23 protein-coding genes are annotated in these 18,546 nt (G+C 50.3%); 10 read left to right on the forward strand and 13 right to left on the reverse strand.

Translation table 11 applies throughout. The annotated features are described in order from the left end of the window. Positions 1-206 precede the first annotated feature (206 nt). From ACFSOY_RS09940 to ACFSOY_RS09950, 3 genes are all read right to left on the reverse strand, one after another. Positions 207-836, reverse strand: a complete 630-nt coding sequence (locus tag ACFSOY_RS09940) for a hypothetical protein (protein ID WP_386046163.1) — start codon at positions 834-836, stop codon at positions 207-209. Positions 837-1,067: 231 nt separating this feature from the next. Beyond that, positions 1,068-1,205: a hypothetical protein gene (locus ACFSOY_RS09945; RefSeq protein WP_386046165.1), complete on the reverse strand. Its 138-nt coding sequence runs from the start codon at positions 1,203-1,205 to the stop codon at positions 1,068-1,070. Positions 1,206-1,236: 31 nt separating this feature from the next. Further along, on the reverse strand, positions 1,237-2,454 hold the full coding sequence (locus ACFSOY_RS09950) for a tetratricopeptide repeat protein (RefSeq protein ID WP_386046167.1): 1,218 nt from the start codon (positions 2,452-2,454) through the stop codon (positions 1,237-1,239). Positions 2,455-3,001: 547 nt separating this feature from the next. Here ACFSOY_RS09950 and ACFSOY_RS09955 point away from each other — a divergent pair. Continuing rightward, complete coding sequence (locus ACFSOY_RS09955) at positions 3,002-4,189, forward strand: pyridoxal phosphate-dependent aminotransferase (protein WP_386046169.1); 1,188 nt, start codon at positions 3,002-3,004, stop codon at positions 4,187-4,189. Between the two features lie 172 nt (positions 4,190-4,361). Here ACFSOY_RS09955 and ACFSOY_RS09960 read toward each other — a convergent pair whose 3' ends face one another. Beyond that, complete coding sequence (locus tag ACFSOY_RS09960) at positions 4,362-4,607, reverse strand: hypothetical protein (protein WP_386046171.1); 246 nt, start codon at positions 4,605-4,607, stop codon at positions 4,362-4,364. Positions 4,608-4,729: 122 nt separating this feature from the next. Here ACFSOY_RS09960 and ACFSOY_RS09965 point away from each other — a divergent pair, with 122 nt between their 5' ends. After that, the gene (locus ACFSOY_RS09965; RefSeq protein ID WP_386046173.1) at positions 4,730-5,332 is read left to right on the forward strand and encodes a hypothetical protein; all 603 of its coding nucleotides are present in this window, start codon (positions 4,730-4,732) and stop codon (positions 5,330-5,332) included. 156 nt (positions 5,333-5,488) lie between these two features. Here ACFSOY_RS09965 and ACFSOY_RS09970 read toward each other — a convergent pair whose 3' ends face one another. Further along, a complete protein-coding gene (locus tag ACFSOY_RS09970) occupies positions 5,489-5,887 on the reverse strand; it encodes a hypothetical protein (protein WP_386046175.1) in 399 nt (132 codons plus the stop codon). A gap of 169 nt (positions 5,888-6,056) precedes the next feature. On the opposite strand from ACFSOY_RS09970, the gene ACFSOY_RS09975 reads away from it, so the two are divergent. The 3 genes from ACFSOY_RS09975 to ACFSOY_RS09985 all read left to right on the forward strand — a co-directional run bounded on the left by ACFSOY_RS09975 (position 6,057) and on the right by ACFSOY_RS09985 (position 7,390). Further along, a complete protein-coding gene (locus tag ACFSOY_RS09975; protein WP_386046177.1) occupies positions 6,057-6,254 on the forward strand; it encodes a hypothetical protein in 198 nt (65 codons plus the stop codon). A 251-nt stretch (positions 6,255-6,505) separates the two neighbouring features. Next, positions 6,506-6,706 (forward strand): hypothetical protein, encoded by a 201-nt coding sequence (locus tag ACFSOY_RS09980; RefSeq protein ID WP_386046179.1) that lies wholly within the window; start codon positions 6,506-6,508, stop codon positions 6,704-6,706. A gap of 9 nt (positions 6,707-6,715) precedes the next feature. After that, positions 6,716-7,390 (forward strand): HIRAN domain-containing protein, encoded by a 675-nt coding sequence (locus ACFSOY_RS09985; protein WP_386046181.1) that lies wholly within the window; start codon positions 6,716-6,718, stop codon positions 7,388-7,390. A gap of 289 nt (positions 7,391-7,679) precedes the next feature. Here the strand turns inward: ACFSOY_RS09985 and ACFSOY_RS09990 are convergent, their stop codons facing one another. Continuing rightward, positions 7,680-7,838 (reverse strand): hypothetical protein, encoded by a 159-nt coding sequence (locus ACFSOY_RS09990; RefSeq protein ID WP_386046183.1) that lies wholly within the window; start codon positions 7,836-7,838, stop codon positions 7,680-7,682. A gap of 257 nt (positions 7,839-8,095) precedes the next feature. Here ACFSOY_RS09990 and ACFSOY_RS09995 point away from each other — a divergent pair, with 257 nt between their 5' ends. Further along, positions 8,096-8,734 carry a matrixin family metalloprotease gene (locus tag ACFSOY_RS09995; RefSeq protein WP_386046185.1) on the forward strand — a complete coding sequence of 213 codons (639 nt, stop codon included), beginning with the start codon at positions 8,096-8,098 and terminating at the stop codon, positions 8,732-8,734. Positions 8,735-8,754: 20 nt separating this feature from the next. After that, a complete protein-coding gene (locus ACFSOY_RS10000) occupies positions 8,755-9,423 on the forward strand; it encodes a hypothetical protein (protein WP_386046186.1) in 669 nt (222 codons plus the stop codon). A gap of 124 nt (positions 9,424-9,547) precedes the next feature. Here ACFSOY_RS10000 and ACFSOY_RS10005 read toward each other — a convergent pair whose 3' ends face one another. The 5 genes from ACFSOY_RS10005 to ACFSOY_RS10025 form a co-directional block, all read right to left on the reverse strand. Next, on the reverse strand, positions 9,548-9,925 hold the full coding sequence (locus ACFSOY_RS10005) for a DUF423 domain-containing protein (protein WP_386046188.1): 378 nt from the start codon (positions 9,923-9,925) through the stop codon (positions 9,548-9,550). A gap of 36 nt (positions 9,926-9,961) precedes the next feature. Next, the gene (locus ACFSOY_RS10010) at positions 9,962-10,309 is read right to left on the reverse strand and encodes a toprim domain-containing protein (protein ID WP_386046190.1); all 348 of its coding nucleotides are present in this window, start codon (positions 10,307-10,309) and stop codon (positions 9,962-9,964) included. Positions 10,310-11,064: 755 nt separating this feature from the next. After that, on the reverse strand, positions 11,065-11,460 hold the full coding sequence (locus tag ACFSOY_RS10015) for an RrF2 family transcriptional regulator (protein ID WP_386046193.1): 396 nt from the start codon (positions 11,458-11,460) through the stop codon (positions 11,065-11,067). A gap of 69 nt (positions 11,461-11,529) precedes the next feature. Further along, positions 11,530-11,871, reverse strand: coding sequence for a thioredoxin (gene trxA, locus ACFSOY_RS10020; RefSeq protein WP_386046195.1), 342 nt, complete (start codon positions 11,869-11,871; stop codon positions 11,530-11,532). A gap of 143 nt (positions 11,872-12,014) precedes the next feature. Continuing rightward, positions 12,015-12,923 (reverse strand): NAD(P)/FAD-dependent oxidoreductase, encoded by a 909-nt coding sequence (locus ACFSOY_RS10025; RefSeq protein WP_386046197.1) that lies wholly within the window; start codon positions 12,921-12,923, stop codon positions 12,015-12,017. Positions 12,924-13,422: 499 nt separating this feature from the next. Here ACFSOY_RS10025 and ACFSOY_RS10030 point away from each other — a divergent pair, with 499 nt between their 5' ends. Continuing rightward, positions 13,423-14,607: a TerD family protein gene (locus ACFSOY_RS10030; protein WP_386046199.1), complete on the forward strand. Its 1,185-nt coding sequence runs from the start codon at positions 13,423-13,425 to the stop codon at positions 14,605-14,607. A 223-nt stretch (positions 14,608-14,830) separates the two neighbouring features. On the opposite strand, the gene ACFSOY_RS10035 is transcribed toward ACFSOY_RS10030, so the two are convergent. Continuing rightward, on the reverse strand, positions 14,831-15,277 hold the full coding sequence (locus ACFSOY_RS10035) for an acetyltransferase (RefSeq protein WP_386046200.1): 447 nt from the start codon (positions 15,275-15,277) through the stop codon (positions 14,831-14,833). 242 nt (positions 15,278-15,519) lie between these two features. Then, complete coding sequence (catA, locus tag ACFSOY_RS10040) at positions 15,520-16,179, reverse strand: type A chloramphenicol O-acetyltransferase (protein ID WP_386046202.1); 660 nt, start codon at positions 16,177-16,179, stop codon at positions 15,520-15,522. 566 nt (positions 16,180-16,745) lie between these two features. On the opposite strand from catA, the gene ACFSOY_RS10045 reads away from it, so the two are divergent. Then, positions 16,746-17,345, forward strand: a complete 600-nt coding sequence (locus ACFSOY_RS10045; protein ID WP_386046204.1) for a TetR/AcrR family transcriptional regulator — start codon at positions 16,746-16,748, stop codon at positions 17,343-17,345. A 19-nt stretch (positions 17,346-17,364) separates the two neighbouring features. Further along, complete coding sequence (locus tag ACFSOY_RS10050) at positions 17,365-18,162, forward strand: glycosyltransferase (RefSeq protein ID WP_386046206.1); 798 nt, start codon at positions 17,365-17,367, stop codon at positions 18,160-18,162. Positions 18,163-18,546: the final 384 nt, after the last annotated feature.

The raw sequence follows: 18,546 nt of genomic DNA on the forward strand, positions 1-18,546 counted from the left end.
ACAAAATCACCCAGTGGAAAATGAAAAAGACACGACCCCATCGGCCGTGTCTCCTCTGTTCCTCTGTTCCTCTGTTCCTCTGTTCCTCTGTTCCTCTGTTCCTCTGTTCCTCTGTTCCTCTGTTCCTCTGTTCCTCTGTTCCTCTGTTCCTCTGTTCCTCTGTTCCTCTGTTCCTCTGTTCCTCAATTCCTCTGCCCTGCTTCCACTCAGCAGAGTCCAACCAATCTGCCAAACTCGCGCAGTGCGCCTTTGCGCCAGTAGTGATAGGTCGATTCTGCCAAGCCCTCTTCCGCATCTCCATCATCGGTCAACTTCATCATCACGGCGACGACCGACTTTCCTTCTACGTATTGCAGCCGCAAGATCGAGGCGCCTTTCTCATCGTAGCTGGCCAGATCATCGAGCGCTTCGTCGATCAGGTTCATCTCCTCGCGCAAGCTCTGCGCCTCTTTGGCAGCGAGCTCTGCCGCTTTTTCAAAGGTGTGGACGACCCCATCGACCGCCACGCCTTCCGCTCCCCACGCTTCTGACCCGATCATCATCCCGGTGATCTCGTCGAGCGCGATCTGATCTTGCTCATTTGCTCCCCGCATGTGACCGAACAGGTTTTCCGCCTTTTGCACATGCATCGAATCTGCCACATGCTGTGTGTAGGTGCGGCCGACGACGGCCAGTTCTACCTCTCGCTGCGAGAGCCTCGTCCGGCGCGAGAGCATCGACGTCCTCAGTCCTCTGCCCTCCGCTTGCCGCTCTTTTGCTTTGATTCTGTTTGGAAGCTTCTTGCGATCTTTTAACATCTGTTTGGCAATCTGTTCTACCTCTTTATTCGTCAGCATGATAACGCCTCCCCTGATCGAACTGGAATGCGGCTGATATCTTCGAGGCTCAAAATATGTTTTGTCTGCATGCTCTCACATCCTCCGATATCGCAACGTCATATTCCGTATATTACAATATCAGGAATGTAATTACATCAATTATTAATAAATGCGAAACTTACAAATTTCTTATTTCACTTGAAAAGGAAAAAGAAAAACAGAGGCGCAAGCGCCCCTGTACCAGCAGTGCTATCGTTGCGACACCCCGTACGGGATCGGCGGTGGTTCACCTGCTGTGCGGTTTCCATTCGACGGCTCCATAAAAGTCAATGCGGTAAATGTCAGAGCGATCGCTGCCAGGACGGCAATCGTTTTTTTCTTCATCATTCGTTCTCACCTCCTTTCAAGTCAGACTCGATCAAGCTTCCAATAAGGAGATCGCCTCTTCGAGACAGCTGCTTGCTTCCTCCAGCAGCTGCAACCGTTTGGCAACTTGTCCTAAAAGTTTAAACATCTCGCTGTGATACGAACTTGAGAGTCCGTTTTCCCGCAAGTGCTGCAAGATCTCCTTCATCCGCACGTAATCAACTTCGCTCGGCTGACTGCAGCTGCGTCGATAAAATTCCAGTCTCAGCGCATCCGCCTCCCGCTGCAAGTCGGCAGCTCGACGGCCGGCGATCTCAAACCAGCTTTGCGCCGACTCGCAGTCGCCACATTCGAGCAAAACTTCGCCCATCGACTCATGGGCAAACAGCGAAGAAACATGGTCACCCGCCCGCTCGGACAGTTCGATCGCCCGCCTTAGATTGTCGATCGCCAAGTCGCTCTTCTTCCACTTCCGATACATCGACCCCAGCAGCGAGTAGATTCTCGCTTGCAGGTGATCGTCCCGATATGACTTGCCAAAATGGTCGAGCGCTCGAAAAGCGCAAGTTTCCGCCTCTTGCCAATTGCGCAGCCGAACATAGCAGCTGGCCAAGATGTAAAAATTCTTCACGCTCTTGTCGGGAGATGAGACTTCCTTGTCGTTTAAGTCGTCGATGATCATCTCGATCACCTTCAGATAGGCGCCCGATTCGAGGTGCGCGATCGCCAAATCGTGCTTCACCTGATGGATCATCAGCGTGTCTTTCGAGCGAATGGCGAGCTCCAGCGCGTAGTCCAGCCAGCAGACTGACGGCTTGTAAATGCCGCGGTGCATATAGGAGGCAGACTTCCGAAGCAAGGTGAGGATGCACTCGCGAGGCGCGCGCAGCTTTCGCTCAATCTTCCCCGCCGCGTCAAATGCGAACGTGATCCTCATCAGTTCCTCGATCCGCAACAGCGTATCTTCACTCACATCGAATCTTCTATATCTTTCGTCAATTTCTCCGAGCAGAGAATTGTACCGTTCGTCCGTCTCACTGATCGCAACAGGTGCGATGTTAAAAAAGCTGGCCAGAGCGTCGAGCTTATCCTGCTCCACATCACCGATGTACCCCTCGCTCTCGATCCGATACAAAGTCGAGCGGCTGAGACCATACCCTTTGCACAACTCTGCAAATCGATTGATCCCCGCGATGCCTCTGTCAAAGCGCAACGCCTTCACATTTCGCGCGACCACTTCGTTATACGTTTCCACAGCAACTGTATCCAAAGCAACACCTCCGAACATATGTTCTGTTTTCATTGTACACAATTTCCCCTTTACAATCAAGTCATGTTTTAACCTCCGCTGTACTTGACCGATTTTTCAACGTCATAAGCCTTGGTGAACGCGCCCGAAACGTCCTCCCAGCAAGCGATCCGATCGTTTCAAATTCAGGGAAGGAACTGCCGCTTACAGTCGCGGCCTCTTTTTTCCCGCATCGTTAAGATCTGCTTTGTTCGGACAAACTTCCTGCTGTATGCTCAATGCGCACGCTCGCTCGCGAAGCGGAGAGCGGACGCTTTTGCACTCGGCTGACTCGCGGGGATCGACCTGCTGCACCCGCCCTGACGAGATTCGGAAATTCTGTGGAAAAAGATCAAAGCTGGAGCTGAAAAGTTTGGTACAATGAGCATGTCGGTCGCTGGTGAGACATTTTTCAACAAAATGTTTCCCCAAGCGTGCCCCTGCAGAGACAACTTGCATCATCAAGTGTTGATCTGCGAGTATTACAGTATAGGTAAAGCTATCATGGTTCTTATGGAGGGACTGTAACATGGCAATCGGACTTTCTGACCGAGTCAAAAGCATTGCACCTTCGCCGACTCTTTCGATCGACGCCAAGACGAAACAGATGATCGCAGAGGGAATCGACGTGATCAACTTGAGCGTGGGCGAACCAGACTTCGGCACGCCGGAGGTGGCCTGCGCTGCTGGCAAGGCTGCGATCGATGAGCAATTTACCAAATACACGGCTGTGCCCGGCATCGTGGAGCTGCGCAAGAAGATCGCCGCTCAGTTGAAAGAGCGCCTCAACCTCGACTACACGGCGGACGACATCCTCGTCTCCTCCGGTGCGAAACACTCGCTCTACAACGCGTTCATGGCGCTGTGCAACAAGGGTGATGAGGTGATTCTGCCCGCTCCGTACTGGGTGTCCTATCCGGAGATGATCCGCCTGGCAGAGGCGACGCCTGTGGTGATCGAGACGGACGAATCGACCGGGTTTAAGATCACCCCCGAGCAGTTGGAGCAGGCGATCACGCCGAAGACCAAAGTGCTGTTGCTCAACTCGCCGAGCAACCCGACCGGAGCGGTCTACACGAAAGAAGAGCTGGCAGCGCTCGCCGATGTGATCAGCAAGCACGAGTTCTACGTGATCTCCGACGAGATCTACGACCAGCTCGTCTATGGGGTCGAACAGGTCAGCATCGCCACCTTTGGCGAGGAGATCAAAAAGCGCACCCTGCTGATCAACGGGTTTTCCAAAGCGTACTCGATGACCGGCTGGCGCGTCGGCTACATGGCAGGTGAGCGAGCGCTGATCAAGGCGATGACATCCTTTCAGAGCCATACGACCGCCAACCCGTCCTCCATCTCGCAAAAGGCGGCGGTGGGCGCGCTCGATCACAAAGACGAGCTGATGGTGCCCGAGTTCCGCTGGCGTCGCGACTATGTGCTCGATCGAATCGCCAAGATGCCCATGCTGAGCTGCGATACGCCGAGCGGTGCTTTTTACGTCTTCCCGAACTGCTCCGCCTGTTACGGCAAGTCGTTCCAGGGCCATCCGATCAACTCCTGCGACGATTTTGCCAGCCTGTTGCTGGAGCATGCGAAGATCGCTTTGGTCCCTGGCTCTGGCTTCGGTGCGCCGAACAACTTCCGCATCTCCTATGCCACTTCGCGCGACAATCTGAAGAAGGCGATGGATCGCTTGGAAGCGTTTATGCTAAGCGTTCAATAGGTGCTGATCAGGCCCGCTAGGTCCCGCTTTTCCCATAAGTTCCATCTCGATACAAACGAACCCCCCAAGGCCGCGAAACGTGCGAGCTTGAGGGGTTCGTTTTTCCTATCGGCTGAATCCGAATCGGGGGCTGACAGCAAACGCTCTCTGCGCCGCCCCCGCTCGACATCATTCACTTCTCGTCTTCGTAACAGCCGGTCGTTCCGTGCAGGTTGCCGTGCGGGTCGGAAAACTGGCCGTCGTTCTTGATCTGGATCAGGCCCGCTTGGTTCAGCTCGTCCAGCACTTCAAACAGGCTGTCGCGCTTCTGCTCGGGCAGTCGTCTCACAAACTGGTTGATCTGCTCGGTGCTCGCCTGCTGGGTAAAATGCACCCCGCCCAGGCGAGCGTGCCAATCTTGCTCCTTCTCTGCTGCCATCGGTCATTCCCTCCCCAAAGTCTCATGTCACGCATAGTATTTTCCACGCCCAATCTCCATATCCGCCCACACGCCACCTTCTGCTTTTCCATATGTTGATATTGAAACTGGAGGTGTGAATCGTGGCTGGAAAATCGAAAACATCTGGCGCACTTCGCAAGCGCGTGCGCAAACTTGAGGCAAAGCTGACAGATTTACAGCCGGGCCATCCTTCGTATACTCATAAAAAACGACTGCTGCAGCAGGAGATTCAGCTTGCCAAAGCACAGATAAATCAGAGGCGCAGCAAGAGGGGCGGACGAAGCGCCGCAAGCTCCTCTGCGGCAACAACTGCCGCCCAGAAAAAGCCGCCGTTGCCGGGGGGCGCATCGTTCCCCAGCTTCCAACTGCCGAGCCCGAAGAGCCCGACCTTCTATGAGGATTCGATCAAATCGCTCGGGCAGTTGCGCTCGCTCTGCAAGCAGTGCGTCACCTACATGCAGCGGGCCGATCAGATGATGGACTCCCTGCACGGAGTCGGTTCGAACCTCCATTCGGCTGGCGTCCTGCCCAAGCTGATGAAAGGAAACGTCAAAGAGCTGACGACAGGAGATTGGGCCTCGCTGTTGATGGCCTTCCTCAACTCCCCGATCTCCGGAGCGATCTTTGGCGGTGGCGGTGGTGGTGCAAGCGGCGAAAGTGAAAGTGCTGCAGAAAAGCCGGCGCAAGACGGGGAAGCGAGCTGATCGCACCCCGTCATTTTTTGTGCGGAGGAGCATGTTGTGACCTGCTCGATTCGGGTGAGGGAGCGTGAGGATCTAAGGGCTATCATTGAAACTCCGCCTGACAAGCAACAAGGAACTGCTCTCGTCCCTGCGAGCAGTTCCTTGTTGGAGTGGCGATCAGTCTTTCGGCTTGATGAACTTTTTCATCTCTTTGAGCGTGGCGTCGTCCACTTTGCCGTTGCCGTATTTTTTTACGAGATCTTCGACGTTGGCAGTAGGCTTCCCGCCTTTCGTCGCATCCTTGTACGCTTTCATAAACATGTTCAGTCTTTCCTCGTTTACCGGAATCTTCAGCTGGTCGGCAAAGCGTTTCGCCATATTCTTGACATTTTCCGCATCTTGCCACTGATCGGGCGTTGTCTTGTGCACCTCGTTGAGCATGCCGAGCAGACCGCCTTTGTTCACCGTCTTCAGCCGATCTTTCAGTTGGTCCCCGAGACTTGGAGGCTTCGCTTGCGGCTGCGCAGCGCCAGACTTCTGTCCTTCGCTCCGAGTTTTCTTCCCCTTTTTCGCCAAGTTCTACACCCTCCCGTTCTCTTGTGAAATCACTACTATAGTATGGTAGAGCCCTGCTGAACGAAACGGATGCCTCCGCCCATTTTTGCTCAGATACTGCCTGTAGGGCGCAGGCGGGCATGGAACCTCACCGCTTGGAAAGGCTATGGGGTGGGAGGTGTGGCAAGCGATGAACAGATTTTGGACATTTGTCGAGCGCATGAACCTGATGCTGTGGATCGCGGTGATCTTCTTCTTTCACCTGATCCTCTATCTGACGCTGGGGACGGCTGGCTGGCTTTTCGCTACCCTGCTGGCGACGGCAACCTACACGGCCGCTCTGTTGCTGTTAAAAGCGTATGTGCGCAGATCGAGCAAGCGGGGGTGATGAACCCCCGGTTTGTTTGAAATGATTAAACTTCCTCAATCCCCACAGAGTAGACGCTCCTTCTTACCTTCAGCCACCAACGATGCACCTCCTCGGTCAATTCGTTACTTCAATACTCCCAATTCCGCATGCTGATCCCTAAAGATGAAGATGAGTTCCTCACCAGTTCCGCTTTCTGAAAATCTATTGAAAATACTAACTTATTCAGGGACAATAGAAGAAAACAATTGATCGGACGAGGAGCACAATCGATGTACGATATCATTGATGTTACGCAATGGAAACGTTCAGAAGAAAGTGCGTCAGGTTCCAAAGATAAAGAATGGCGAATTTGCCCTTCGACGGGCAGATATGGGCTGGTCAAAAAACCCGGTCTCCTGTTTGGAGGAAAACAGAGATCCGCAAAAGCCTCATACTGGGGAAGCTTGGTCGGAAAAAATAGCCTCGAATGAGGTGAGAAAGTGAGATCATCGACCGATCGCTTGATTTTGATGTGGAGCAACCCGGTAACAAAGGCGAACTGTAAAATCGGTTTATTGAGCAAATCGGATGCTGGCTATCAATTCAAATATCTAAAAGAGGATGTTCGAGCCGCCTATGATTTTGGATTTACCAATCTAGCTGGCTTCCCTGATCTGGATGAGGTTTATCGTTCCCCAAAATTATTTTCGGTGTTCGAACGCCGAATCCCAAGTGCTAGCCGTAAAGAGTTTAAAAACGTAGTTAAGAGCTTTCATCTGACCGAGTATCATGATCTTCAGTGGGAGTACCTGCGGGTTACCAAAGGGAGGCTAGCCACAGATCGGCTGTTCTTCTTGGAGCCGATAAAAATCGAGAAAAACGTTATCAATCTGGTGTTTGAAATCGCAGGATGGAAACCATTGAATCAAGAGCAAGATCTAATCCCGAAGGTTTTTCCGGACCAGACATTAGACTTGCGATTTGAGCCTGACAACCCGAGTGACCAGAAGGCAATTCGGTTGATGACACAAGAGGAAGTACCTGTTCGCATTGGGTATGTGCCAAAGCCTTACAACGATGCAATTCATTTTTGGATTCAAAAAAATATCAAATTCAACGCCAAAATTCAAACCTTCTTGACGAGAAGCAAGGCTTTAGACCTGTTGTGGCCTTAACAGGAAAACTTCCGATGGATCGCAATTTGAAAAGCTTTCTTCCCAAGATGGATGAGTTTATTCAAAAAGCTGATCTCCCAGCAGAATCAGGCTTTTAAAAAGTGGAGTGGTATCTACCAACTCCCTTTTTTGTTCATCGTTTCATAAAAGGCCGAACAGAAAAAGCGAAAGACGGTTCACATTCTTCATCATCTGCGAGCCGTCTTTTCTTCTACTCTCCTCCTTCATCAACCGATCAAGTCATAATATCGCCATCATCACTCCTCGAGCCTTTGTTCGTAAAGATCCTTCAGGAATTTTGTTTCTTCTTCCCTGGCAATCGAAACAAGATGAAAACTAGCATCCAAAAGATCGCACCGTTGATCGTTTGCGACATATCGCCTGTCAGCAATAGACTTGAAAACAACCCGAGCAAGATACTGATCACAACTTCAAACAATCTTGCCATCTGATCTCCTCCTTTTCGTCCGAAACGGGCGGCATGTTTTGAATTAGATGCACCTTTATGACGATACCGCTCTTACTCACACATATCCACCATTAGATGTATAAATAACAAAATAACCATTACAATATATTAAAAATAAACCAACAGCATTTATTATGCTTCCATCAAACTTAACGTGATGATGGGTTTTTATTTTGATATATTTTCTTTGTGTGATATTATTATCATAAATATACAAAATAGAAAGGCTGTGCATTATGTCAAATCAGTATAAGTCTATTCTGAGCATTCTTATGGTAGGAGTGTTCACTTTATCTTTTACACTAGAAGCATCGGCATACGAGTTAATCGGCCACAAGTTAACACAAGCTCCATATAATAGGTACTACTGGAACGACACTGTTACCACAAATCTTGGTGGATTCAATGCAAAGAATAACTGCGACCTTGCTGTATCAGCGTGGAGCAGCTCACCAAATACGAAGATCTATCTTCACAAAACTACATCTCAGGTAGAGTCAATCATGGATTTCCATTCAATTTTCAAAGCTGATGCAAATGAGCTGGGTTGGATTGTGTTCTTTAATGGGAGCACTCAGATACAACCCTCCGTTTCAGATTACAGTTGGGTCAAAATGCACATTAACACGAATGGAAACATCAATTGGATGCAGGATCCTACTAGCTATAAGTACGTTGAGGCGAATGGAAAACAACAACATGTTTGGGCTCATGAAGCAGGTCATGGTTTTGGATTAGATCACGTGTGGGCTGCAAGTTGGAACGCGAATGTCCTTATGACCCCTACTCCTAGCTCCTATTATAATTATGGAACTAAAGGACCTAAAGATGATGAGGTAGCCGGCGTCCAAGCAATTTATGGGAAACTATATTGAATAGAAAGGATGTGTTTTATTTGAAAAAAAAGATATGGTTTCCTATTGCATTTGCTCTCATTGTAACAACTCTAGCACTCGTCATAACTTCAAACGATCAGTTCATTGATCAGCCAGAGTTTGTCACTGAAGCGACCCATCCCACCCTGAGTTCCCACGGTAACTACGAACGGCTTTTTAAAAATGTTGAAGAAATCTACCAATTCTCCGATCTAGTGGCCGAGATCACAGTAACAGACCAGGAATCACTTGAAGGAGATGTGCCGACAGCTGTTCAAACCCGCTCGGCCGTTCAAGTTAATAAGGTATACAAAGGTTCGCCTGACCTGAAATCGATCGTGATCACAGAGTCGGGAGGCATCACCGACCTGAGCAAAATCAAGAAAAGTTTTGACACGAGCAACCAGAATCAAGGTTTGGTTGAAATCACTCCGGAAGGCTCCCCAGTGATCAAACCACAGAACACTTACCTTGTCTTTTTAAAAGATACAAAAGATGCATACTGGGGCTACACAATTTCTGGCTCAATACAAGGCAAGATCCGTTTGAATGAATCCAACATGAAAGGCGTCATCACCGTTCAAAAGGACGAGTATGAGAAATCGAAAGACCTGTTCTTTCTACAACGCGATTACGCGGGAAAGGACAAAACAGAATTGGAATCGAAACTCAGCAAGTTAAAACAATAACCCCACAATTCCCCACTCAAAAAGACCGTTCACAGCGCTTCTCCACTGCGAACGGTCTTTTCCACTCACTTTCTTAGTCAGCCCTTATGCAGCCGATCGCCTACTATCGGACGACCTCGCTCGCTTACTTCTTCGCCTTCAGCCCCGCATAGGCGAGCAGCGCCCAGCCGATCAGGAAGCAGACACCGCCGAGCGGCGTGATCGCGCCCAACCAGCCGATGCCGGTGACCGCGAGCAGGTACAGGCTAGCGGAGAACAGCACGATCCCCGCTTGGAACAGATAGCCCGCCGCTTTTACCGCCTTTTGGCTTCCTAAAAACTGCGAGAGCACGGCGACGATCAAAATGGCCGTACCGTGCAGCATGTGATACTGAACGCCCGTCTTCCAAACATCAAGATAATGGTCGGTGATCTTGCCCTCCAAACCGTGTGCGCCAAACGCGCCGAGCGCGACCGAGAGGAGCACGTTGATCGCGCCGATCATCACAAACAGTCGTAACATGGGTGAGTCCCTCGTTTCTTCGTTCTGTCCTGCCGCTCACAGCAACAGATCCTCTTTGATTTCAAAATGAGCTTTCGCCAACACCTCGATCAGATATTCGGTCGGGGTGGTCGCCACCTCTCTGTACATCTTGCGGGTGTACAGATGGCGAGCGTTGGGAAGCTCCCGTTTCAGTTGGGAACGCATCTTGTTGCCAGCATCATCCGCGTCGACCAGAATAAAGACTTCTTCTTCGGCTTGCAGAGGCAAGATCAATTCCTCGATCTTCTCTTCAGAGAGCGTTCCGTAGGTGCAGATCACTTCTACAGGTTCTGCGAGCAGTTCCAAAATCCGTCGTTTGTCAGTCTTTCCTTCGACGATGATCACTTTTCGGACAACATGCATAGTCTACCCTTCTTCCTCTGAAGTGGCAATCGGGCTCTCTTCGCAGGAACACCAATCGCTCCAGCTTCTTATCCCCCGCGAACAGTGAGGCTCGGAGGGGTTACCATACAAAAAGGTGACGATTCGAAACAGCGCGTCAGAAGCTTCCCAGAGGAGGCCCTCCCTCATGCAACAGACTCCCCTTGCTACACCCAGCAGCAAGCCCGGATCAGAACACCGTAAGCGATGAAGCCCTAACGTCGTTGCTTGCTGTTTGTTGGCAGTCGTATGGAAATATCAAGTTATTCATGAGAAGCTCGTCTTGGTTATGATCTGCCTTTCACAAATTGACCAGCCTGTTGCCGATCTCGAACTACAGCTCCCGAATTGTTTGCCCCTATCAGCATGAAAATATCATATTTATAGCTTCTCATCCACAACTGGTGCCGGCTTCTTGTGAACACTTTCCCAACATCTCGCTCACATCCTGTTGCACCGTATCCCTAAATGACCGCGACAACCTCCCCACCGGCAATCTGTCACAGCTCTCACTCTCAGGCACCGCAGAGCCGCTTGCTCCTGCTTTCCGCTCGTCGGGATCGGGCTCTTTCCGCAAGAACGCCGATCCCTGCACCTACCGCTCCTCCACGCGCCGACAAACCTGCATGTTCAACCGATTCCAAAACAAAAAAAGGGGATTTCGACCAACGCAAGCGGAATGCCTCAAAGGACATGCCGCTTGGTGTGAACCCCCCCCCCCCCCAAATGTTATGTGCTTACCCTCTGAGTTGCTTCGCCAACTCCGAAAGTTTTTTGCTTGCGAGGAACTGCTCCATCTGCCGTTCAGCATCGATCACCACCTGTTGGATCAGACACTCGTTGCCATGATTGAAACTGCATTCAAACAGCGAGGCTGTGCCTTCGATCGCATGGATGACATCCAGAAAGGAGATCTCCTCCTGATTGCGTTTCAGCCGATATCCACCATTTGCGCCCGATACGGAGTGGATCAATCCCGCCTTGACCAATTTGGTCAGCATCTTGGACAGATAGGTTTGAGAAACGCGAAGCTTTTCCGCTAAAAACTGGACGCTTACAGGTTTATCCGATGCCTCTGTGACCAAGTACAGCATGACATGAAGCGCATAGTCGGTTGCCTGTGAAAACTTCATCGTACACCTCTATTACGGATTTTGATTACCCATAATAAAGCTGATTGACGCAAAAAGCAAGTGCGTGCGCTATTTTCTGTGATCGGCGATGAATCGCTTCAACTCCTCGATCCGAACCACTCCGTTAATCGTAGCGATCGGTTCCCCATCTTTGAACAGAATGGTCGTCGGAATGCTCATGATTCCAAAGCGGGCGGCAGTATCTGCATTCTCATCAACATTTACTTTGAGCGTCCGCACCTCAGCACTGTATTCCTGATCAAACGCTTCGAGGATCGGTCCAAACATGCGGCATGGCCCACACCAAGTTGCCCAAAAGTTGACCAGAGTAAGCCCTTCGCTCACCAGATCCTGTGCAAAGGTAGTATCTTTAGTGTGACAAATCGTCATCTGCATCTTCCTCCTATTCATAATCTCTTTCTCGTCAGTCCCACGCCACGCAATGTCGCTTCACAGTTTCCTGAAGCTACAGCTCGCACCGTATGGAAAGCTAACTTTTTCCGGATGAAGCTTCCCAAACGGCATTCCTTCGCGATCGCACTTCCTGTAACGGCCTACTGCGAGGAAAAATCCTCTTCGAACAAATCGGCGCAGACGGCCATCGCCGCTTTGCTGCCAGAGGCGGCAGCATAGATCACCTGGGAAGGCCCCACATACGCGGCGTCTCCTGCTGCATAGAGACCAGGAACGCTGCTCCTGCCCATCTCATCGGCAACGATCCCGCCATGATTTGTGGTCTCATACCCCAATCGGTTGGCGAAGGCAGCTTTGGCAACCCATTTCGGCCCGATAAATCCTCCGCTTCGCAAAATCGAAGTACCATCAGCAAACCGCACCTGTTCCAACAGACCATCCTGACCCTCGAACGCTTCGACAGGTGTTTCGATCAATTGAATCCCCTTCGACTCCAGCAGATTTTTTTGTTCTTCGGTAAAGGGTGCGTGACCGTTCGTACACACGATCAAATCTTTGCTCCAGTTGTAGAGCATTTTTGTCAGATGGAAAACCCGTGCGTCCTCCGAAACGATCACCAGCGGCTGATCCCGCAGTTCCCACCCATCGCAGAACGGACAATTGAACAGGCTTTTTCCGTAAAAATCATGCAGCCCCTCGATGTCGGGGAAAATTTCCTTCAATCCGGCAGCCACGATCAATTTTCGCGCCTGAGCAGATTCTCCGGCCAGCGTCTTGATCTCAAAACCATTTTCCAGTTTGCGAATGTCTGTCACTTCGTCCTCGCGCTGGGTGACGGACGGATATCTCATCACCTCCTCATAAGCGATTCGCCTGAACTCGGCCGGTTGAATACCGTCTCTGGTGATAAATCCGTGCGAAGCGTGCGTCACTCCATTTCTCGGCTGGTTATTATCGAACAACGCTACCGTTCGTCCCGCCCTGCCAAGTACCAGCGCAGCATTTAGCCCCGCCGGACCACCACCGACAATTGCGCAATCGTACATCATCATCTCCACCTTTCATAAGAAGATTTTATAGACTCTTTATATCCATAATTAAAACAAAGAACGACTTGAGAGCCTACGATTTGTTGTGGCACTTCGAGAGAAGCATAGTGGTCGCTTGCTTCAAGCGTTCGATGTCATTTCGATCTTATTATGGATCTATAATGTCTATAATATCCACGAACTAAATACATGTCAAGTATTGCTCCTCAGCCCGATTTTCCAACTGCCATTCAACTATTGATCGACGTGGCTGACACAGCTTGAGAGTTACGAAGCTGGTGGAAAGCCATATCCAACATCCTCTGAAGAATGGTAGGTGCTAAAGTGAAAGGGAATTGAGAAAGATAATTGTAGGAAAATCATTCCATTTTGTAGAATTATGTTAGCGTAAATTTATTTTTATTCATCAATCAGATAGATAGCTTCGACGTTAGATAATTCGTACCCACCTGCGGAAGAAGAGACATAAAGAAAATCAAACAAGAAGGCGGTTTTAGATATGAAGTTAATGCGAGGACAAAAGGTATTTGTAAGCAAAAATCGATCTCTGAGCAACGTAAACTTGTATTTGGGATGGTCAGCCGGATCCCAGATGGACATTGATGGTGCCGCATTCCTGCTCACAGATCAAGGAGTGTGCAAGCGGGATGAAGACTTTATTTTCTACGGCAACCCAGCGAGTGTCGATCGAGCGGTCGTGCATGTAAAGCAAGAGGGTACTGATAAGGAGCGAATCGATCTATCGCTTCGTGAGTTACCTAGTGAGATCGTAAGGATCGCCTTCACCTTGACGATTCATGAGGGAGAAAAACTTGGACATTCCTTCAAAGACGTTTCCAATATATATATCCGACTGGTCGATCCAACAACCAACGAACAGCTGCTCTGTTACGAGTTCGGCGAAGATCTGCTGCAAGAAGCTGCAATCGTCGTTGGGGAGCTCTATCTGTATAACGGCGAATGGAAGTTTAGCACTATTGGTAGCGGCTTCAATGGTGGACTGGCAGCGCTGTGCACCCATTTCGGACTCGAAGTGGAGGAAGAGCAGGAAGCCAACACAAAAATTGTGAACCCCGCACTGTCTGAACAACCGTCTACAACAATTCCGATCACATTGGACAAACTAACTCTAACAAAAAAGGAGATAGTGTCCATTGCAAAACCATCTAAAGTGACGGCCAAGTTGCGTTGGGACAACGACAAAAAAGATCTTGATTTATATTGCTTGTATGTGACGAAAAATGGAACGAACGATAAAGTTTACTATCGGAAGTTAGGAGATGCAGCTACCCCTCCTTACATCACCTTGGATGGAGATTCTCGCCGCGCAGGGACGGAGACGATCACGATTCATTCGACCGCCGACCTTAAATATGTACTCTTTTGCGCATACAGTGCGTTATCCAATGGGTTTGGCAGTTTTAAAGCGATGAAAGCCCGCGCAGAAGTGGACAACCATGCTGGTCAAACAATTGTGGCGCCGCTTCTTGAGAAAAATAAGTTTTCCTATTGGGTAGCGATCGCTCATATCGATTTCACCGACAGTCAGCAAATGAAGATCAGCCACGTCGAAAGCTATTCGAAGTCATTCACAGAAAGATCTCCAAAATTGAACGATGACGGTACGTTTCAGATGGATGCAGGGCCCATCGAGTTCAAAAAGGTCAAGAAGTTTAAAAGTTAACATTGCATAACCCTTTCGATAACTCGCTCTTTTTACGTAGTTTCATGACAAAATGTTAAACGAGATTCGCAAAGAGGGCTGTGACAACCTGCCCACTGGCAGCAAGTCACAGCCCTCAAACTTCTCGCCCGTTCGAATTCTTGTACTTCCCCCATCGTTTTAAACCGCAGCGAGATATCCACCTGTGGTGGGCTACACAATTGGACGATCAACCTTCCTCCCTTTACCTTCTATACTCAAGGTGAAGCAGAGGAAAGGGTCGCCCTGAGCCGTCTACTTCTGACCGCCCCGTTTGTACAAAGCCAAACCGTTTATAAAACTCGCATGCCCCATCGTTCTGCTCATTGACATCGACTTGGAGATTGCTTCCCTTTAGGTCTTGGGCATGTTTGATCAATCGACTGCCAATACCTTTTCCGTGGTATTGGGGGGCTACGAAAAGCATCTCGATTTTCGTTCCATCAAGCCCAATAAACCCTGTCGGTTCTTGATCTCCGTTCAATTCCACCCAGATCTCAACTTCTCGTAATGCCCCATTTTGAACCAAGTTTCGGTAGAACTGAATATCCTCATCCGTCAAAAATGTATGGGTTTGGCACACAGCTTGATACCAAATCTCCACCAACCTATCGTGATCCTTTTCTTGAAAAGGGACGATTTCGCCCAACATACCTCATCCTCCAATCGTTTAAGTGTACGTTAGATAAATGCACTCCCAAACGGGTGACACCCGTTGCACCGTGAATGCCACGTAGGATAGACCAGCGCCCATACGCAACCACCTCACTTGGCTATGCTTGGGAGCATTTTGGGAGCGAGAAGCCCGCAGACGACGGTGCTCGCCCAACCATACTCGAGCCAAGGTGAATCCTCCACCTGTAGCTGAGCCAAGCCGAACACCATTTTGTACGATCATTTGCCTGCCAGCCAGCTCTTACAACCCACCGCCAATTCCTGAAGCTCATTAAATAACACGCCGGCATGGTAACCGTCACAAACTGCATGATGGAATTGTACCGATAGAGGCAGCAGTATCTTTTTGCCCTGCCCATGGTATTTTCCTAACGTAAATATGGGCAGTAAATAGGTTCCCTCAGTGTAGACATTCAGGTTAAATCCAGTAAAGCTAACCCAAGGGATGCTGGAAATCGGGAACGTGTTCGGCGGTTCGTTCGTGTCCGGGAATAACTGCTTCGCATTCTTGTACGTTTCTGTCTTCTGAAGGTAATGATCGTAAAACGTTTGAAATTCCTCGCTGAACGGAGTCCAAATACTTGAGAAATTCTTTTCATCCTCATGAAAGATGGTGAAGCTGGGAGACATACGATCCCAAACGCCCAATCGCCCCTCCGAATCAAAGCAAGTTCGGAATTCGCAGTGGCGATTCACCACCTTCGTAATCATATGGATCAAGGCTGGATATAACTTAATCCCCATGCACTTTAGTTCTGCTCGCAACAGGGTGATGTCAAGATCGGCCGTCATGCTGTAGGTACATCTGACATCGTGTAAATAATGTTCGTAATACGGTTTTCTGCTCCAACTATCAAGATCGATCGGATTGAAATTCATTTTTCGCCCTCCTAAAATTTTTTTATTTTTCAGGAGGGATCATCCACTGTTTTAACCATATCCGCATTCACATTCCTCGTCTATATTTGTACTGGCCGTTGATAGCTTCCGAAATTCCCCATCAAAGGCGAATTGAACTGTTGCACAAGTCACCTCGTATTGCTCTTGCCATAATAACATATTCCTTCTCACTGCATGTTATTGTCTGGAATATCTTGTATCCTCTGTTGTTTGCAACTGTTGAACGGAAAGCCCAAAAAGGGCCGCAACAGGTCGCTTGCCCATAGCCTACCGCAGCCCCTAAACCCGCGTCCGGCGCGGCTTCTGAGACTTTATTCTTCTCCCGTCGCAATGCACCCCCATGAGTCTTGGCGCCCTGCTAGTGTGCTTATCTGGCGGAGCTGTCTTCCACAATGGCAAAATTGTTGCTCTAATCCGATAAGGGTGCGTAACGTTTATAAATTCGCCATTTTTACCCCGTCCACCCCATTGCCACACTTACCCATTTTTATTATCCTCAAATTAAACCGACCATTCGGTTTAATTCATCCAAGGGGCCAAAGCGCATGAACAAGAGACTCTACGACGCGACACAGACCCGCAAGAAGCTGATCGACAGCGCGATGGCGCTATTCGCCCAGAAGGGTTACGCGGCTACTTCCATCGGCGACATCTGTGCGCATTCGGACTGCAGCAAGGGAAGCCTGTATTACCATTTCCACAGCAAGGAGCAGCTCTTTCTCGAATTGGCCGAGCATGCCTTCAAAGAGTCCTGGAACGTTTGGAACGAACTGTCCGCCCAGATCCCCTCCGTTCGAGAGAAGCTGTACGTTTATGCCGACTACTTCGTCGACCATCACAACAAGCCGCTCAACAAAGCTGGTGAGGAGTTCATCGCCAAGGTCGGGCCTCAGTCTGAGATCGGGATGAAGTTCTTCGCGATCGTCATGGGTGTTGTTGACGATTTTGAGAAGCTGGTCGCTGAAGGGATCGCCTCAGGAGAGTTCAAGAACGAGAACCCTAAGGAGCTGGCGTTTATAATCCTCAGCTATTATTCGGGTCTAAGCGACAGCCGCTCGTTCCTGGACCGGGAAGGCATGAAGAATCTGTTCCGCAAAGCCACCTCCCTGCTGTTGGAAGGCATTAGCCATACGTCACCCACCTAATCCGAAGGAGTGTATCCAAATGACCTTGTCGCCAACACAAACCGCATCCGCATCTCCGTCTCTCGGGCTTTTTGTCACCGCCGATTGTGAGGGTCCTGTCAAATTCTCCGTCCTCATTCCCGCTCACAACGAGGAGCAGTATCTCCGTGCCTGCTTGGATTCAATCGCCGCCGCGGCAGCCGCCTACCCGCAACAGGTCGAAGTCATCGTCATCCTCAATCGCTGTACGGACGCCACCGAGGCAATCGCCAACGAGTTCGGCTGTGTGACTCTGAAGAACGACAGTAAGAACTTGTCGCAAATACGCAACGCTGGCGCACGTATCGCCAGAGGGGAATATCTGGTCACCATCGATGCGGACAGCCGGATGACGGACGCGATGCTGACAGAGATCGATAAGAACCTCGCTTCCGGAATCTATATTGGCGGAGGCGTCGCCGGTAAATTCGAGCGCATGTCGCTGGGTATTATCGTCTCTGCCGCAATGCTCATCATCCCCCTGTTGTTCAAATACGGAGCCGTGTCTGTCGGCATTTTCTGGTGCCGCAAGAGCGATTTCGACGCGATCGGGGGCTTTGACGAGAATCGGCTGATGGCGGAGGATGCGGAGTTCGCCTACCGGCTGAAACAATGGGGCAAGCACCAAGGCAAGCGTTACGGCACCATCCGCAAAGCGCAGATGATTACGTCCTGCCGCAAGTTTGATAAGCTCGGCGACTGGGCGCTCGTACGCCACCCTTCCGTTATTCGCGCATATCTTCGCGGAACGGATCGAGCTTATGCCGACCAGACGTACTACGAGAATCAAGGGCGTTAGGCGAGCGTTACTTACAGGTATTCCAAATGCAATGCAAACTTTAATCTTGCTCAAGGGCCAGAGTCGGTCGCCTAGTAGCGGGCGGGTCGTCCCCGCCCTCTGCAACGGCGCTCCCAAGTGTCGCCAAGGAGATCGTTGCACATGGGGCTGGCATATCCTCGGAGGCGTTCCCGCCGTGTTGATCGGAACCCCTCCCCTGAGCCGCTCGCTGTTGAACAGAAAACCCAAAGAGGGCCGCAACAGGTCACTTGCCCATAACCTGTCACAGCCCCCTAGCCCGCGTCCGACGCGACCTCTCGTTTCTTACACTTCCCCCTTCGCGATCGGATTAGCCGGGGCAAGTCATCCACCTGTGGCTGGCTCAAGCCGAACGGAACGCCAACA

The sequence above is a fragment of the Tumebacillus lipolyticus genome, from assembly GCF_042682745.1.
Lineage (GTDB): Bacteria > Bacillota > Bacilli > Tumebacillales > Tumebacillaceae > Tumebacillus_A > Tumebacillus_A lipolyticus.

What these genes read in the sequence shown, in the direction of transcription:
- ACFSOY_RS10050 (WP_386046206.1), top strand. Translation starts at nt 17,365, where the DNA reads ATGACCTTGTCGCCAACACAAACCGCATCCGCATCTCCGTCTCTCGGG.
- ACFSOY_RS09995 (WP_386046185.1), top strand. Translation starts at nt 8,096, where the DNA reads ATGTCAAATCAGTATAAGTCTATTCTGAGCATTCTTATGGTAGGAGTG.
- ACFSOY_RS09940 (WP_386046163.1), bottom strand. Translation starts at nt 836, where the DNA reads ATGCTGACGAATAAAGAGGTAGAACAGATTGCCAAACAGATGTTAAAA.
- ACFSOY_RS10030 (WP_386046199.1), top strand. Translation starts at nt 13,423, where the DNA reads ATGAAGTTAATGCGAGGACAAAAGGTATTTGTAAGCAAAAATCGATCT.
- ACFSOY_RS10005 (WP_386046188.1), bottom strand. Translation starts at nt 9,925, where the DNA reads ATGTTACGACTGTTTGTGATGATCGGCGCGATCAACGTGCTCCTCTCG.
- ACFSOY_RS10045 (WP_386046204.1), top strand. Translation starts at nt 16,746, where the DNA reads ATGAACAAGAGACTCTACGACGCGACACAGACCCGCAAGAAGCTGATC.
- ACFSOY_RS10010 (WP_386046190.1), bottom strand. Translation starts at nt 10,309, where the DNA reads ATGCATGTTGTCCGAAAAGTGATCATCGTCGAAGGAAAGACTGACAAA.
- ACFSOY_RS09945 (WP_386046165.1), bottom strand. Translation starts at nt 1,205, where the DNA reads ATGATGAAGAAAAAAACGATTGCCGTCCTGGCAGCGATCGCTCTGACA.
- ACFSOY_RS10025 (WP_386046197.1), bottom strand. Translation starts at nt 12,923, where the DNA reads ATGATGTACGATTGCGCAATTGTCGGTGGTGGTCCGGCGGGGCTAAAT.
- ACFSOY_RS09960 (WP_386046171.1), bottom strand. Translation starts at nt 4,607, where the DNA reads ATGGCAGCAGAGAAGGAGCAAGATTGGCACGCTCGCCTGGGCGGGGTG.
- catA (WP_386046202.1), bottom strand. Translation starts at nt 16,179, where the DNA reads ATGAATTTCAATCCGATCGATCTTGATAGTTGGAGCAGAAAACCGTAT.
- ACFSOY_RS09980 (WP_386046179.1), top strand. Translation starts at nt 6,506, where the DNA reads ATGTACGATATCATTGATGTTACGCAATGGAAACGTTCAGAAGAAAGT.
- ACFSOY_RS09955 (WP_386046169.1), top strand. Translation starts at nt 3,002, where the DNA reads ATGGCAATCGGACTTTCTGACCGAGTCAAAAGCATTGCACCTTCGCCG.
- ACFSOY_RS09990 (WP_386046183.1), bottom strand. Translation starts at nt 7,838, where the DNA reads ATGGCAAGATTGTTTGAAGTTGTGATCAGTATCTTGCTCGGGTTGTTT.
- ACFSOY_RS10015 (WP_386046193.1), bottom strand. Translation starts at nt 11,460, where the DNA reads ATGAAGTTTTCACAGGCAACCGACTATGCGCTTCATGTCATGCTGTAC.
- ACFSOY_RS09975 (WP_386046177.1), top strand. Translation starts at nt 6,057, where the DNA reads ATGAACAGATTTTGGACATTTGTCGAGCGCATGAACCTGATGCTGTGG.
- trxA (WP_386046195.1), bottom strand. Translation starts at nt 11,871, where the DNA reads ATGAATAGGAGGAAGATGCAGATGACGATTTGTCACACTAAAGATACT.
- ACFSOY_RS10035 (WP_386046200.1), bottom strand. Translation starts at nt 15,277, where the DNA reads ATGTTGGGCGAAATCGTCCCTTTTCAAGAAAAGGATCACGATAGGTTG.